This is a genomic window from Luteolibacter yonseiensis, assembly GCF_016595465.1.
In the GTDB taxonomy this organism is placed as follows: Bacteria; Verrucomicrobiota; Verrucomicrobiia; order Verrucomicrobiales; family Akkermansiaceae; genus Luteolibacter; species Luteolibacter yonseiensis.
The window spans coordinates 674150-688912 of sequence record NZ_JAENIK010000012.1 but is presented as its reverse complement, the minus strand read 5'-3'; the positions used below and the strand labels follow the sequence as shown (position 1 = coordinate 688912).

At 59.0% G+C, this 14763-nt stretch carries 13 protein-coding genes; 11 read left to right on the top strand and 2 right to left on the bottom strand.

Going from position 1 to position 14763, the window contains the following annotated elements:
• Nucleotides 1-173: 173 nt before the first annotated feature.
• The 5 genes from trpS to JIN84_RS18615 all read left to right on the top strand — a co-directional run bounded on the left by trpS (nt 174) and on the right by JIN84_RS18615 (nt 4166).
• The gene (gene trpS / locus JIN84_RS18635; protein WP_200352578.1) at nt 174-1139 is read left to right on the top strand and encodes a tryptophan--tRNA ligase; all 966 of its coding nucleotides are present in this window, start codon (nt 174-176) and stop codon (nt 1137-1139) included.
• 141 nt (nt 1140-1280) lie between these two features.
• Nucleotides 1281-2096 (top strand): hypothetical protein, encoded by an 816-nt coding sequence (locus JIN84_RS18630; protein WP_200352577.1) that lies wholly within the window; start codon nt 1281-1283, stop codon nt 2094-2096.
• Between the two features lie 65 nt (nt 2097-2161).
• Nucleotides 2162-2797 (top strand): adenylate kinase family protein, encoded by a 636-nt coding sequence (locus JIN84_RS18625; RefSeq protein WP_200352576.1) that lies wholly within the window; start codon nt 2162-2164, stop codon nt 2795-2797.
• A gap of 15 nt (nt 2798-2812) precedes the next feature.
• Entirely contained in the window at nt 2813-3724 is a 912-nt protein-coding gene (gene fmt / locus JIN84_RS18620) for a methionyl-tRNA formyltransferase (protein ID WP_200352575.1), read from the top strand.
• An 82-nt stretch (nt 3725-3806) separates the two neighbouring features.
• Nucleotides 3807-4166, top strand: coding sequence for a VOC family protein (locus JIN84_RS18615; RefSeq protein ID WP_200352574.1), 360 nt, complete (start codon nt 3807-3809; stop codon nt 4164-4166).
• A gap of 146 nt (nt 4167-4312) precedes the next feature.
• Here JIN84_RS18615 and JIN84_RS18610 read toward each other — a convergent pair whose 3' ends face one another.
• On the bottom strand, nt 4313-5449 hold the full coding sequence (locus JIN84_RS18610) for a MalY/PatB family protein (RefSeq protein WP_200352573.1): 1137 nt from the start codon (nt 5447-5449) through the stop codon (nt 4313-4315).
• Nucleotides 5450-5666: 217 nt separating this feature from the next.
• Here JIN84_RS18610 and JIN84_RS18605 point away from each other — a divergent pair, with 217 nt between their 5' ends.
• From JIN84_RS18605 to JIN84_RS18590, 4 genes are all read left to right on the top strand, one after another.
• On the top strand, nt 5667-6830 hold the full coding sequence (locus JIN84_RS18605) for a DUF4861 family protein (protein WP_200352572.1): 1164 nt from the start codon (nt 5667-5669) through the stop codon (nt 6828-6830).
• A gap of 48 nt (nt 6831-6878) precedes the next feature.
• Nucleotides 6879-7979, top strand: coding sequence for a glycoside hydrolase family 88/105 protein (locus JIN84_RS18600; RefSeq protein ID WP_200352571.1), 1101 nt, complete (start codon nt 6879-6881; stop codon nt 7977-7979).
• A 230-nt stretch (nt 7980-8209) separates the two neighbouring features.
• Nucleotides 8210-9712 carry a S10 family peptidase gene (locus JIN84_RS18595; RefSeq protein WP_200352570.1) on the top strand — a complete coding sequence of 501 codons (1503 nt, stop codon included), beginning with the start codon at nt 8210-8212 and terminating at the stop codon, nt 9710-9712.
• A 208-nt stretch (nt 9713-9920) separates the two neighbouring features.
• Nucleotides 9921-11177 (top strand): alginate export family protein, encoded by a 1257-nt coding sequence (locus tag JIN84_RS18590; RefSeq protein WP_200352569.1) that lies wholly within the window; start codon nt 9921-9923, stop codon nt 11175-11177.
• Between the two features lie 65 nt (nt 11178-11242).
• Here JIN84_RS18590 and JIN84_RS18585 read toward each other — a convergent pair whose 3' ends face one another.
• Nucleotides 11243-12136: a LysR family transcriptional regulator gene (locus JIN84_RS18585; protein WP_200352568.1), complete on the bottom strand. Its 894-nt coding sequence runs from the start codon at nt 12134-12136 to the stop codon at nt 11243-11245.
• A 119-nt stretch (nt 12137-12255) separates the two neighbouring features.
• On the opposite strand from JIN84_RS18585, the gene JIN84_RS18580 reads away from it, so the two are divergent.
• Nucleotides 12256-13299: an ABC transporter substrate-binding protein gene (locus tag JIN84_RS18580; RefSeq protein WP_200352567.1), complete on the top strand. Its 1044-nt coding sequence runs from the start codon at nt 12256-12258 to the stop codon at nt 13297-13299.
• Nucleotides 13300-13403: 104 nt separating this feature from the next.
• The gene (locus JIN84_RS18575; protein ID WP_200352566.1) at nt 13404-14690 is read left to right on the top strand and encodes a CmpA/NrtA family ABC transporter substrate-binding protein; all 1287 of its coding nucleotides are present in this window, start codon (nt 13404-13406) and stop codon (nt 14688-14690) included.
• Nucleotides 14691-14763: the final 73 nt, after the last annotated feature.

The window sequence follows — 14763 nt, the reverse complement described above, 5'->3', positions numbered from 1 at the left end:
GCTACGTACATAGCACGATTTCCTATCAGCGTTGAGTGGAATTTCATCGTTATTTCAAATTTATAGTGAACGGCTTGCGGAAAACGCCAAGGCCATGGCATTTCCGGATGAACTCCCGTTCCCATGCCATCCCCGCTTGACCGATTCCCCGTGACGAATCCATGCTCCGCGCCATGCGAACTCTCACTGGCCTTCAGCCCAGCGGAAAACTCCACATCGGCAACTATTTCGGCGCGATGCAGCCCGCCGTGCGTCTTCAGGATGAAGGCGAGGCCTTCTATTTCATCGCCGACTACCATGCGATGACCTCGTCGCGCGATGCCGCCGCGCTGCGGGTGAACGTGCGCGAACTGGCGACCGATTTCCTCGCCTGCGGATTGGACCCTTCCCGTGCCGTGTTCTTCCGCCAGAGCGCGGTGCCGGAGGTGAACGAACTCGCATGGATTCTTTCCACGGTGTGCCCGATGGGATTGTTGGAAAAATGCCACTCTTATAAGGACAAGATCGCGAATGGCATCTCCCCGAATCACGCGCTCTTCGCCTATCCCGCGCTGATGGCTGCGGACATCCTGCTGTATGACTCGAACAAGGTTCCCGTTGGAAAGGACCAAAAGCAGCATCTTGAGGTCACTCGCGACCTCGCGGTAAAGCTGAACGAAGCCTATGGCGAGGGAACCGTTGTCCTGCCGGAACCCATCATCCGCGAGGATACCGCGCTGGTCGTCGGCCTGGACGGCCAGAAAATGAGCAAGAGCTACAACAACACGCTGCCCATCTTCGGCGAAGAGAAGCCGCTTAAGAAGCTCGTCATGAAGATCACCACCGACTCCACTCCGGTGGAAGATCCCAAACCGACGGAAGGCTCGACCATTCTGGCTCTCTACAAGCTCTTCGCCAGCGAGGAGGACTACGCCACCATGGTGGCGGATCATGAGAAAGGCGGCTGCGGCTATGGAGATTTGAAAAAGCGCCTTGCGGAAGCCTACTGGGATTACTTCTCCGCCATGCGCGCGCGCCGTGCGGAGATCCTGTCAGATCCGGGCTATGTGGATGCGGTGCTGGCGGCGGGTGCCTTGCGTGCCCGCGAAGAGGCTGCCAAGGTCTTGGACCGCGTCAGGAAGGCCGTGGGACTGGCATAGCACGCCCTTTGGGGGAAACGCTGCCACAGCCGATAGACCTGTCATCCGGGTGAAAGAGCGCTTGCCATCACGGCAATGGTCGGGGATGTTCCGCCCATCGTGCCTTCCGAGCAGCGTAAGCCCTTGTGGCTCATCCCAAACTTGCTGAGCCTGGATGCTCCGCTGGTTGCGGTGGCTTGGCTCTACATTTTTGCGAAGACATGGAGGGCGGACTATCTGCCATGGATCTCCTACATCGCGCTCGCGCTGGTGGTCTGGGTCATCTATGTGACTGACAGACTGCTGGATTCCTCGATTCAGGATGGCACCGGCGGGAGATTCGAATCCCGTCATGTCTTTCACCGGAAGCACGCGAAATTATTCCGCATTGCGGCGATCTTCGCCGGAATTCTTGCGATGATCCTCGTCATCGGAAGCATGCCCATGAGGATCTTCGAAAATGCGGGCTTGGGCATCATCCTGGTCATCGGTTTTTTCGCCCTTTCCGTAAACTCCTCCACAGGTCCGAACGACATCCCTTATGCGAAGAACGTGATGGCGGGCCTCGCTTTTGGTTTCGGCACCAGCGTCATCGCCTTCGTTTACACGGCATTCGACTGGTGGGAGTTTGTCATGTCCCCGCAGTTGGTCTGTTTCGCGGTGCTCTGTGTCCTGAACATCTCCGCCATCGACTTGTGGGAACACGCAGGCCGTTCATCCGACCCGGAGGTGAAAGCCTCCGATGAACTCGCGCTCACGCTCCCTCTTACCCTGCTCGGAGGCTCCTCGATCTATTTCGCCGCCCGGGACCACGAACTGGCCACCCGTCCCTTCTTCTACGCCATCCTCACGGGGGCGGCGCTCCTCCACATCATCAACCGGACCCGCTCACGTTTTTCCATGGATGCCCTGAGGGTTCTGGCGGATGTCGCGCTGCTCATTCCGTTCGTTGTTTTTCTTGCGGCGTCCAAGTCCTGACAGCAGCCTCCGGGACGCGTAATCCTCCGGTTCCGCCTTCGTCCCGATCCATCTTTCTTTCATCAATGTCATCCATCGAGCACGCATACAAAAGGCCCGCCTTCATCATCCTCGGAGCACCCGGCTCGGGGAAGGGGACCCAGGGGAAAATCCTCGGCAGCATTCCTCGTTTCTTCCACTGCGCTTGTGGCGATGTCTTCCGCTCGCTCGACACCCGCACCGCGTTGGGCCGGAAATTCGTGGACTACTCAAGCCGTGGCGAACTGGTTCCCGACGAACTGACCATCGAGCTGTGGAAGGCCCAGCTCGACAATCTCGCGGACACGCATGTTTACAAACCGGACATCGATTTCCTCATCCTCGACGGCATTCCTCGCAATGTCCGCCAGGCGGAAATACTCCAGAACCACATCGAGGTCCATCAGGTGTTTCACCTTTCGTGCCCCAACCGCAACGAACTCGCCCGCCGCATGCGCAAGCGCGCCCTGAAGGACAACCGCATCGACGACGCGAGCGACAAGGTCATCGACCAGCGCATCGCGACATACGAGGCCGAGACCAAGCCCATCCTCGAATTCTATCGGGATGAGATGATCACCACCATCGATGCCACGCAACCACCGGTGAAAGTCCTGGCGGAAATGATCCAGCGCATCACCAGCCTGTCCATTTACAACCAGATGGCCCGGCACATCGCCTAACAGATTTTTTCAGACATGCGGCTCATCTTCATCGCCACCGGCGACATCGCCCTTCCGTCCTTCCGTCATTTGTTGGAAAACGGTCCGCGCCCGCTCGCGCTCGTCACCCAGCCGGACAAACCGACGGGTCGTCACCAGAAGCTCACGCCGCCCGCCATCAAGGTGGAGGCGCTCGCGGCGGGCGTCCCTGTCTATCAACCGGAAAAAATCGGAGACATCACCTCCGATCTGGCGGCTCTCCGTCCGGAAGTCATCGTTGTCATGGCTTACGGTCAGATCCTGCGGAAAAACATCCTTACGCTCGCAAGCGAAGCGATCATCAACCTCCACGCCTCGCTGTTGCCGAAATACCGTGGTGCGGCCTGCATCCAGGCCGCCATCGATGCCGGAGACCAAGAAACCGGAATCACCGTCATGCACGTGGTCCGGCAGCTCGACGCCGGGGACATGATTGTCAAACGGTCGATCCCGATTTCCCCGGACGAAACCGGCGGAACCCTTCACGACCGCCTGGCTGATCTCGCCCCGCTCGCAATGGCGGAGGCACTCGAAAACCTGACGACCCGCGATCCGCAGGACGAATCCGCCTCCACCTACATTTCCAAGTTGGAACGTGACGACGGGAAAATCGACTGGACGCAGGACGCGACCGCCATCGAGCGCCGCATCCGCGCCTATGACCCGTGGCCGGGGACATTCACCCTTGCCGTCGAAGGCGGCCAGTCCAAGCGATTGAAGATTTTTCCACCCGTATCCGTATCCTCGGAGGAACTCGCCGCAGGGGAGATATCCACCGCCGGGGGACAGCTCGTCGTCGGCTGCGGAAAGGGAGCGGTCCGTTTGGAGACCGTGCAACCGGACGGCGGCCGCCGGATGTCCGCTTCCGACTATCTCCGTGGCCGCAAGCCCACGGGCTTCGAGTCGTGAGAGAATCGCGCTTCATGCTTTTCATTTTGTTCCGAACGGGGAATGCTCATGAAGCTGTTCATTCCAAACCCATTTTACTCCCATGAATTTCAGGAACGCGCTCTCGGGCATTGCCGTGAAGGACATCGACGCGGCCATCATCTGGTATGAGGCATTGATCGGACGTCCGCCGGACATCCGCCCGATGGATCGTGTGGCCGCGTGGCAGTTCCCGGAAGGTGGCTGGATCGAGGTTTTCCGGGAAGAGGAGCGGGCGGGGATGTCCACCGTGATCCTGGCGGTAGCGAGCCTGGAACTGCAACTGGCCGAACTGGCGAAAACAGGGATAGCCGTGACCTACAACACACCTTCGAAAGACATTGGAGAGGTGGCCATCATCGAAGACCCGGACGGCAACCGCATCGTCTTCGCGGGGCCGCTGACCGGTGTGCTGGATGATTGAGGCACCGGTCACCCGAAGGTGATGAGAAGCGAAGGGGAAGGGGAGTCATCCCCATATCCCTATGCAGGACGTGGAACCACCGGCAAAAATGAACGGTTGCGCGGGTCCGGATTTGTCAGGCGGAATGGTCCCTTTTCATCGTTCTGTCACAAGGCCGCCGCGATTTTCTCCAGCCCTTCAAGCATGCGCGCACGCGGGCAGCCGAAATTGAAACGGATCCAGCCGGGCCATCCGAAGTAGGCCCCGTCCGACAAGAACAATCCGGCTTTTTTCTCAAAATGCAGCGCGGGATTTTCGAGGCCCAGGCCACGCGCGTCGATCCAGGCGAGGTAGGTCGCTTCGCCCGGTTTCACGGACATGCCGGGGCAGCGGGTGTTGATGAATTCGACAAGCAGGTCGCGATTCCCTTTGAGATAATTCACCAACTCCTGACGCCATGGCTCACCATCGCGGTAGGCAGCTTCCGCCGCATAGTAGGCGAGTCCGTTGATCTCGCTGAGAGTGTGTCCGCGGGCGGCGGAAAACTTGCGGCGGATCGTGTCGTCCGGAATGACCGCGAACGCGTAGCCGAGGCCGGCGATGTTCCATGTTTTGCTGGGTGCCAGCAGGGTGATCGTGCGCTTGGCGAGCGTCTCGGGCAGATTCAGCGCGGAGAAATGCGGCGTCGTGACCTCGTCGAAGATGAGATCGCAGTGGATTTCATCCGAAACCAGCACGAGGTCATGCGTCTCGCAGAACAGGGCAAGCTTCTCGACTTCCTCACCGGAGAAAACGCGTCCAAGGGGGTTCTGCGGGTTGCAAAGCAGAAAGACCTTCGTTTCGGGGGTGACGGCGTTTTCCATGGCCTCCCAGTCGAACACCCAGCGGCCGTCAGCCTTTGCATGGTCGACGGTGATCAGGGAAACGTGGGCGTCGTGGTGGACACCGATGAACGGCGGGTAAACCGGGGTGCAGGTCATCACGGCATCGCCCGCCTTGCAGAAGGCCCGGGCGGAGAGCGAGAGCGCGGGCACCAGGCCGCCGAGATGGACGATGTGGTCGATGGGGACGTCCGTGTTCCGGCGATCCCGCAGGTAGGTCAGGATGGCGGAGTTCAACCCCTCATGAGCCTGGGCGTAACCGAAGATGCCGTGATCGACACGCTTGTGCAACGCCTCCAGGATCGCCGGAGCCGAGGCGAAATCCATATCCGCGACCCAGAAGGGATCGAGCTCCGGGCGTCGGTCATACTTGATGCAGCCGGTGCCACGGCGGGTGATGGGCGTGTCGAAATCGAAATTCATCGCGCGGACTTTTCGCCTCTGGCGACGGCGGTTTCAAGTCCGGGCTTGTGATTTTCCACAAATCATCCGCTGCCAGATGACAACTCTTTCAGGTGTTCCATTACTCCATCTGGGCGTTTGACGCTGTTTTCGGGGGGCGGCTAATTTCGACACCGCTGCGTTTGCACTCGTCTGCCTGCCGACGGATTGCCACGCTGCCGGGCGTTATCAAATACCCATGAAATCATTTCTTAGAAAATCCGCCTGGCTTGCAATTGGAACCATCGCTTCCACCTGCGATGCTGCGTCGCTTGAGGTGACCGTCTCGAACACTCTCCCGTCGGCTCGTGGCAGCCAGACCATCGAGGTTTCCGCCAGGGATCTGGCACCGCTGGGGGCGAAGAATCTCAATCTCGTCCACGTTAAGGATGGCAGCGGGAAAGAGGTGCTCTGCCAGGCCATCGATCTGGATGGCGATGAGCTGCGTGCTTTCGACGCCGTCATTTTCCAGGCCGATTTCGCAGCCGGCGAGACGAAGACGTTCACCCTCGGCGTCGGTGCCAAACAGGTCTACAAGAAGGAACAGTTCAAGGCGTTCGGCCGTTTCGTCCGCGAACGTTTCGATGATTTCACCTGGGAGAACGATCTCATCGCCCACCGCACCTACGGGCATGCCTTGGAAACATGGAAGGGGGAACCGCTCACCAGCAGCACCATCGACATCTGGTCCAAACGCACGCCACGCATGGTCATCAGCGACTGGTATCTCTCGGACGACTACCATGCGGATCACGGTGAAGGCGCGGATTTTTACTCCGCCGGACTCAGCCGTGGCTGCGGTGGCAGCGGCCTGTGGGCGGAGGACAAGTTATGGGTTTCGAAAAACTTCATCAGCTCGAACGTGCTGGCGAACGGACCGATCCGCGTGTTGTTCGAACTAAGGTATGCGCCGTTCGCCGTCGGTGGTGCGCAGGTGGAGGAGACCAAACGGGTTTCGCTGGATGCCGGGCAACAGTTCGACCGCTTCGAAAGCCGCTACACCATCAGCGGAGGTGACAACCTGGTCGCCGCCGCCGGTCTGAAAAAGGTTTCCGGCGAGGTGGTGGAATCAAATCCTGCGGAAGGTTGGCTGGCAAAATGGGAAAAAATGGAGAAAGGGGCGGGGAATCAAGGCCTCGCGATCATCACCGCTCCTGCCGGATTGGAAAAGTTTGCTGAGGACAAGCTGAACCAATTGGCGCTCGTCAAAACCGACAAATCCCACGTCGCCACCTACTGGGCGGGATTCTGCTGGGACAAGGCGGGCAGGTTCACCACCGCGGAGGCTTGGAAAAACCATGTCAGCGAGACCGCGAAAAGCCTCGCCACACCCTTGGAGGTGAAGATCACCGCAGCGCCATAATCACAAGGAATGCCGGGTGCGGGCCGGGCTTTCCACAGTCACAATTTCATGAAATCGGTCATACTAACACTGCTGTGCTCAACCGCGTTTTCCCTGGTTGCGAATGCCGGGGAGAAATCTCCCGCCTGCTTCACGGACTGGCCGGAAGGCGCGTCGCCGGCAGTGGTGGGCAAGCGGATCTCTGAAAACATCCTGCCCCGGAAATTCCGCTTCGAAACCAATCCCGCGAAGGCGAAACTTGGCGTCATCTATCCGGAGGTCATCTCCTGGTATGGTGCGCTGACGGTGGCGGATCTCACCAAGGATATCAACCTCCGGGACCGGCTCATCGCGAAGTTCGAGCCATTCCTGTCGGACCCCGGGTCCCAGAGGATCAACCGCGTCGCACATGTGGACTATCGGGTCTTTGGTGCGGTTCCGCTGCAAATCTATCTGGAGAACAAGGACGAGCGTTGCAGGACACTCGGGCTTTCGCTCGCGGACGCGCAATGGGAAAATCCCACACCGGACGGCATCACCGCCGAGGCGCGTTATTGGATCGATGACATGTACATGATCCCGCTCATTCAGACCCAGGCCTACCGGGCATCGGGGGACATGAAATACCTCGACCGCGCGGCACTTACGATGGCCGCCTATTTCGACAGGATGCAGGAGCCGAACGGCCTGTTTTATCACGGCACGAACGCGCATTTCTTCTGGGGCAGGGGTAATGGCTGGATGGCCGCCGGATCGGCGGAATTGCTTCGGTCGTTGCCGGAAAACCACCCCCGGCGCGCTAGATTGCTCGAAGGTTATCGCAAGATGATGGCGGCTCTTCTCGCAAACCAGACTGAAGCGGGAATGTGGCGGCAGCTCATCGACAAGCCGGAATCATGGCCGGAAACATCCGGAACAGCAATGTTCGCCTTTTCCATGGTGACAGGAGTCAAAAACGGCTGGTTGGATGAAAAATCCTACGGTCCGGCAGCCCGCAGGGCATGGCTCGCCCTCGTCGCGCACTTGGACGAAGACGCGAATCTACGGGAGGTGTGCATCGGCACCGACAAGGGATTCTCCGAACAATTCTATCTCGACCGCCCGAGGACAGCAGGGGACCTCCACGGCCAGTCACCGATGCTGTGGACCGCAAGCGCGCTGCTCCGGTGACGTGGCCGGACAGACGTTCCTGATGCTGGTTCTGGAACGTGCAATATTTGACTCCGCATTACATATATTGTAACAAGTAGTAAATGGCCTGCATTTGAACACAGGTGGAAGCACGGATCCCTCGCTATTCCTTGCGTTTGGCGGGTCTCGGACGGATTTCCGGTTTATTTGGCGGTCCTCAGCCATGACATGCCATCGACAACGGAAATTCAGCTGCCTAGGGTTTACCCATGCGACGATTCATTCTCCCAGTTTGTTGTTCCCTGAGTCTGATTGCCTCTGTGGCCGCGGAGCCGGAAAAATCCAATGACGCCAAAAAAGATGACGCGCCGGCGAAAGCCGCGGAGCCTACCACACGTGAGTCGAGTGTGACGATCGATGGGAAAAAGGTTCCTTACAAGGTCACCACCGGAAAACTCCAGCTCAAGGCTGACGACGGCAAGCCGCGCGCGTCCATTTTCCACGTGAGCTACGAGCGCACGGATTCCAATGATCCGACGACGCGGCCGGTGATGTTCGCCTTCAATGGAGGTCCCGGATCGTCCGCCGTGTGGCTCCACATCGGTGTGCTGGGCCCGAAGATCGTCAAGCTCACGGGCGACGGCACGCAGCCCCCCTCCCCGCCTGTCCATCTAACAGAAAATCCCCTGAGCATCCTCGATGTTTGCGATCTGGTGTTCATCGACCCTGTATCCACTGGTTACAGCCGTGCGGAGAAGGACGTCCAGCCCGGTGATTTCCACGGACTGGACGAAGACATCCAATCGGTCGGAGACTTCATCCGCCGCTGGGTCAGCGAGCACGAGCGCTGGGCCTCGCCCAAGTATCTGTTGGGAGAATCCTACGGAGGCATCCGGGCGGCCGGGTTGTCCCATCATTTGCAAAACCGCTATGGAATGAGCCTCAATGGCGTGGTGATGCTCTCGACCTTGCTGGATTTCTCCACGCTCCAGCCCGCCCAAGGGAACGATCTTGCTTATCAGGTTTTCCTGCCATCGCTTGTCGGCACCGCCCACTTCCACAAGAAGATCACCGGGGATCGCGATCAACTCGTGAAGGACAGCACCGCATTCGCGTTCGGCGAATATGCGGCGGCCTTGCTCAAGGGTTCCGATCTGGATCCTGCCACACGCGATGCCGTCGCCGCGAAGCTGGAGAAATTCACCGGAGTCGGCGCCGCCATATGGATCCAGCACGACCTGCGTCTGGACTCCACATCCTTCCGTAGCGAACTCCTGCGGAGTGAGGGAAAGGTTGTCGGACGGTTTGACGCGCGTGTCGCGTGGGATACCACGGACAAGGCCGCCAGTACACCGGAATACGATCCCTCTTATTCCCTCGCCTACGGGGCCTTCGCCACCGCGATGATGGATTATCTGGGACGTGATCTGGGCTACAAGGAAGAACAGCCTTACGAAATCCTGACGAGCAAGGTCCAGCCCTGGAAGTGGAATACGAGCAACTCCGTGGTCAATCTCAGCGGACGCCTCGCCACCGCGATGCGCGACAATCCGAAACTCCGCGTGCTTGTGATGGGAGGATACACCGATCTCGCCACGCCTCCGACCGGCGTGGCATATTCCGTCCGCCACATGTTGAATCTTCCGGAAAACGCCCGGAAGAACATTTCGACCACCTACTATGATGGCGGTCACATGTTCTACCTCAATCCACCGGACCTGATCAAATGCCGCAAGGACATTGTGAACTTCATCCAGGCTCCCACGCCGTGAGGTTCCAAAAATAGGAAAGCCGGTTTCCCTCCGCGCCGCCGTCATTCGCGACGGCGGCGTTTTCATTTTGGCCATTATCGCATGATTGGCCCTCATGTGGTGGTGGAATACGCTTCACCCATTTCGGACCGGCGGCCGGGAATGTGGCAGGGCGCACGCTTTATGGAGGTGTGTGGGGTGCTCCCCCGTTCACGCAAAAAACACACTCATGAAGACGCCATTCGCATTGTTCTTATCCACCGCCGGCCTGCTCCATGCGGGAACTCCCGATTTGGAATCCACGCTTGCCGCCAAGCCCGAGCCATGGATCAAACCCGTCATCGACATCCGTGCCCGCTATGAGTTCGGCGATGTGGATGCCTTCGACCCCTCCCATGCCCTGACGGTCCGCGAGCGTCTGGGACTCAAAACCAAGGCATGGAATGGGTTCAGCGCGTTGATCGAAGGTGAGTTCAGCCAGGCCGTGATCGATGACTACAACGGAGGCGCCGGTCCTACGGCCGACCCGTTCGACCCGGCCAACACCGCCATCTTCGACCCGGAGACCAACGAGTTGAACCAAGCTTTCCTGCAATACGAAGGCTTCGACACCACGGCCAAGATCGGCCGGCAGCGCCTGATCTACGACAACGCGGCATTCATTGGCAATGTGGGCTGGCGCCAGAATGAACAAACCTATGATGGCATCACGTTGGCGAACAAGTCGATCGACGGACTCACCTTGAACTACGGCTATATCAACCAGGTGAACCGTATCTTCGGTTCGGACGCCGATTCCGAAATCGGCTTCCTGCCGGGCTTCGCAAATGTCCAGGATCTTCAATCCGAAATCCACCTCCTCAATGCCTCCTATACGGGTTTCGGCGGTGTGACGCTCGGCGGTTACGCCTATATCATGAACTTCGAGGAACTCGGGGCATGGGATAACAACACCTTCGGTGCGAGCGCCAAGGGAACGCTCGGTGGCGTGGTGCTGTATGGCGAGCTGGCCTTCCAGGACAAGGCCGGTGTGCTGGGAGAGCAAGACGCGCTGTATGGTCACGCCACCGCAACGAAGACCTTCGGAAAGCAGTCGCTGACGGTGGGCCTCGAACATCTTGATGCAGGATTCAAGACCCCGCTCGCCACGGTGCATGCGTTCAACGGCTTCGCGGATGTCACCGACGGCGCCCGCTTGTCCGGTGCCCACAACGGTCTCACGGATCTCTACGTTTCGCACACCATCCCGCTCTTTTACGGTATCAAGTGGACGAACGTGCTGCATGCCATGGGGGACAACGAGATCTCCAGCGGCTACGGATGGGAATATGATTCGGTGCTTACCAAGAAGTTCGACGACAACTTCACCGCAATCGCCAAATTCGCCCAGTTCGAGTCCGAAGGGGATGCCTACGTCGGACCTTCCGGTTCGCCGGGACTCCCGACGGCCACCCGCGTATCCATCGAACTGGACTACACTTTCTGAGTTTTTGGTTGTAGGTTGTTGAGTGGTGCGGGCCGTTCCGGTAACACGGAGTGGCCCGTTTCCTGTCACTCGGTCAGGCTGCTGGGCATCGCGGCGAACGCCATTTCACAAAGACCGATGAACGCTTCCTCAACCAGGCTCGGTTCCCGTTTCGGCGAGTGGAAGACGCCCCATTCGCGTTCGATGCCGGGTTCGTTGATGTTCACCACCTTCAGGCTGCCGTCCGCGATCTCCCGTGCGGCCACCCAGGGAGCGACTATCCCCACGCCGATTCCGAGTTTCGCCATTTCCTTGATGGCCTGCATGTCGCCTAGGACCAGCGGCTTCTTGCCCCGTCCTCCTTTTTGTTCCAGCCAATCTTCGATCAGACGGTGGGTCTCGGTGGCCTTAGCATAGATGATGAACTGGTGGTCGTTGATCGTGGAGAGCACCGACGAATGATCCCCCGCCCAAGGATGGAAGGGTGATACCACGAATGCCAGACGGTCCTTGAACATGGGGCGGTAACCCTCATCTCCCCTGCCCCTTGGCTTCAGTCCGACCACCAGATCGAGATCCGCACCAGCCAGGCGGTCCAGAAGCACGGTGGTGTCGCCTGCCTCGATGACCGGTTCGCATCGGGGAAAGCAATCGCGGAACTCGCGCAGCACAGAAGGGATGAGAAAGTGACAGAGGCTGTGGGGAGCTCCGATGCGGATGCGGGTTTGTCCCCAGCGGCGCAATCCATCGAGATCGCGGCTCGCCTGCTCCAGTTCGAAAATCACCCGCTTGCATCGCCGGAGCAGGAGTTCCCCTTCCGCGGTGACCGCCACCCGTTTCCCGGTCCTGTCCAGCAGGCGGCATGAAAGTTGCTCTTCCAATGTTCTGAGTGAATGACTCACAGCCGACTGCGTCACGAATATCCTGCGGGCGGCGAGCGTGAAACTGCCTTCTTCCACCACGGCAACAAATGCCCTCAACTGTCTTAAATCAGGAACCCACTCCATAAATGAACCGCTTTCATTGAAAGTTGTTTTGCCATGAGCAGTGCTTGTGCCAAATTGTCACCTTTGGCATTCCACGCGCTTTGAGAGGCCTCATGGAAATTTCCGGAAGCCAGACCAGTGGCAAACACTCGATCCGTTTGGGATATGTCCCCTTGAGTGACTGCGCCCCCATCGCGGTTGCGAAGGAGACGGGGATTTTCGAACGTTACGGACTCAACGTCGTCCTTTCCCGCGAACTCGGCTGGGCGAGCGTGAGGGACAAGATGTTCTATGGGGATCTTGAAGCCGCCCAATCCATCGCGGGCATCGCATTCGCCCTCGGAATGGGGCTGGGCGAGCTTCGCTGTGAAGTCGCGGTTCCCCTGATCCTCAATCTCCACGGCAACGCCATCACCCTGTCCAGCGAACTGAAAACCTCGGATATAGGAAAGGGCGAAGGACTGCAGAAATACCTCACCCACTCTTGGAAGAAGGACCGGCCTTTCACCCTTGCCGCGACGCATCGTTACTCGTCACATCATATCCTGCTCAACCAATGGCTCAGGCGGCACGGCCTTTCCACGCCGTCGGACGTGGAAATCATTTTCCTTCCCCCGCCTCTCATGCCGCGCCACCTGAAGGCGGGGCATATCGATGGGTACTGTGTGGGGGAGCCATGGAATTCGGAGTCGATTCTCGCTGGCACGGGCTGGTGTCCGGCCACCTCTTCGGATCTTTCCCATGGGCATCCCGAGAAGGTCCTTCTGCTCTCCGGGAAATTCCTGCGCGAGCGCAAGGATGAATCCACCGCATTGGCCGCGGCTCTTTTGGACGCATGCAAGTTATGCCAGGATCCGGGTTTCAGAAATGAAATGATCTCTATCCTGGCCCTCAAGGAGTATACGGGAGCATCCGAGCGGATCCTGAGGAACAGCCTCAGCGGACAGTTCAACACCGGCATCGGCTCCTCGAATCACACAGCGTTTCATGTCTTTCATGGTGAGTCCGTGAACCGCCCGACGGTGGAGAAGGCATCATGGGTTCTCGCGGGTCTGCGCGGCATCGGCATACTGCCGGATGTCACGGCCGGCTCGCTTTCACGTATCTATCGGGAAGACCTGTTCCATGCCGCCACGCTGTGTTCGCAAGGTGCATGAACCCACTTCATTTCCATGATGAAGATACATCGTTCCGGTTGATTCCATAGAATTTCATTTGGCATCCATGCCGCTTTGTTGACGGACGACATACCCGACAAACCATGGAAACACAATCCTCCCTCACCCGCCGGAAGTTCCTCTCCACTTCCACGAAGACCACCGCGCTCGGACTTCTCGCCTCCGGTCTGCCTGCCGGCTGGCTGGGAGCCCAAACGTCCGGTGAAGCTCCGGAGTCGCCGAATGTGAACTTCGGAATCATCGCCCTGACCGATTGTTCGCCTATCATCATCGCTCATGAAAAGGGCCTGTTCAAAAAATATGGCATCAACTCCACAGTGACCAAAGGCGCGAGCTGGGCGGCCATCCGGGACTCGCTTTCCAATGGCGACATTCAGGCAACCCACATGCTGTTGGGCATGCCGATCGCCTCCACCATGGGTCTCGGAGGTGCTCCGAAGAAGCCGATGATCGCGCCGTGGATTCTCAACCGCAATGGACAATCCATCAGCCTGGCCAGCTCGCTCAAGGGCAAGGTCGCCGCGGATCCCAAGGCTCTCAAACCTCTGGTGGATGCGGCGAAGGCGAAGGGTTCCCCCATGTCCTTCGCCATGACATTCCCACCGGGCACCCATGCCATGTGGCTGCGCTACTGGCTTGCCGCCGGTGGCATCCATCCCGGCGACGCGGCGGGTGCCGGAGCGGACATCTCGCTCATCACGATCCCGCCCCCACAGATGGTGGCGAACATGCAGGCGGGAAAGATGGACGGCTTCTGTGTGGGAGAACCTTGGAATGGCAAGGCAATCAAGGATGAGATCGGTTTCACTGCGATCAATACCCAGGACATCTGGAAAGATCATCCGGAGAAAGTCTGTGCCTTCACCGAGGAGTTCGCCGCGAAGAATCCCAAGACCGTGAAGGCGGTGCTCAAGGCGCTTCACGAGGCCAGCGTCTGGCTGGACAAGATGGACAACCGCCCCGAGCAGGCGAAAATCGTCAGCGCGCCGACCTACATCAACTGTCCGCCGGAAGCCATTCTGCCAAGACTTCAAGGCAAGTATGACATGGGGGACGGCCGCAAGGTCCGGGATCCGAATTACATGATCTTCAGCGACAGGAACTGCAACTACCCACAGCTCAAGTATGGAAAATGGTGGCTTACCCAGCTCCGCCGCTGGGGCTTCACCGAGGGCGCGCCCGACTACGAAGGCATCGCCAAACAGGTCATGCGTTCCGACATTTACGAGGAGGCGATGAAGGAGATCGGATACGCCCATGGCGGTGCCAGTAAGGAGAAGGACACGTTCTTCGACGGAGGAGTGTTCGATCCCGCCGGTGACATGGAAGCCTATGCCGCCTCCTTCTCGGTGAAAACGATCAAGGGCTGACATCGATGGAGCGCGGGATCCGTTCCGCGTGGATGAACGGGTGGATCAGCGATGGTCCACCCTCACAGAACAA

What these genes read in the sequence shown, in the direction of transcription:
- trpS (WP_200352578.1), top strand. Translation starts at nt 174, where the DNA reads ATGCGAACTCTCACTGGCCTTCAGCCCAGCGGAAAACTCCACATCGGC.
- JIN84_RS18625 (WP_200352576.1), top strand. Translation starts at nt 2,162, where the DNA reads ATGTCATCCATCGAGCACGCATACAAAAGGCCCGCCTTCATCATCCTC.
- fmt (WP_200352575.1), top strand. Translation starts at nt 2,813, where the DNA reads ATGCGGCTCATCTTCATCGCCACCGGCGACATCGCCCTTCCGTCCTTC.
- JIN84_RS18615 (WP_200352574.1), top strand. Translation starts at nt 3,807, where the DNA reads ATGAATTTCAGGAACGCGCTCTCGGGCATTGCCGTGAAGGACATCGAC.
- JIN84_RS18610 (WP_200352573.1), bottom strand. Translation starts at nt 5,449, where the DNA reads ATGAATTTCGATTTCGACACGCCCATCACCCGCCGTGGCACCGGCTGC.
- JIN84_RS18605 (WP_200352572.1), top strand. Translation starts at nt 5,667, where the DNA reads ATGAAATCATTTCTTAGAAAATCCGCCTGGCTTGCAATTGGAACCATC.
- JIN84_RS18600 (WP_200352571.1), top strand. Translation starts at nt 6,879, where the DNA reads ATGAAATCGGTCATACTAACACTGCTGTGCTCAACCGCGTTTTCCCTG.
- JIN84_RS18595 (WP_200352570.1), top strand. Translation starts at nt 8,210, where the DNA reads ATGCGACGATTCATTCTCCCAGTTTGTTGTTCCCTGAGTCTGATTGCC.
- JIN84_RS18590 (WP_200352569.1), top strand. Translation starts at nt 9,921, where the DNA reads ATGAAGACGCCATTCGCATTGTTCTTATCCACCGCCGGCCTGCTCCAT.
- JIN84_RS18580 (WP_200352567.1), top strand. Translation starts at nt 12,256, where the DNA reads ATGGAAATTTCCGGAAGCCAGACCAGTGGCAAACACTCGATCCGTTTG.
- JIN84_RS18575 (WP_200352566.1), top strand. Translation starts at nt 13,404, where the DNA reads ATGGAAACACAATCCTCCCTCACCCGCCGGAAGTTCCTCTCCACTTCC.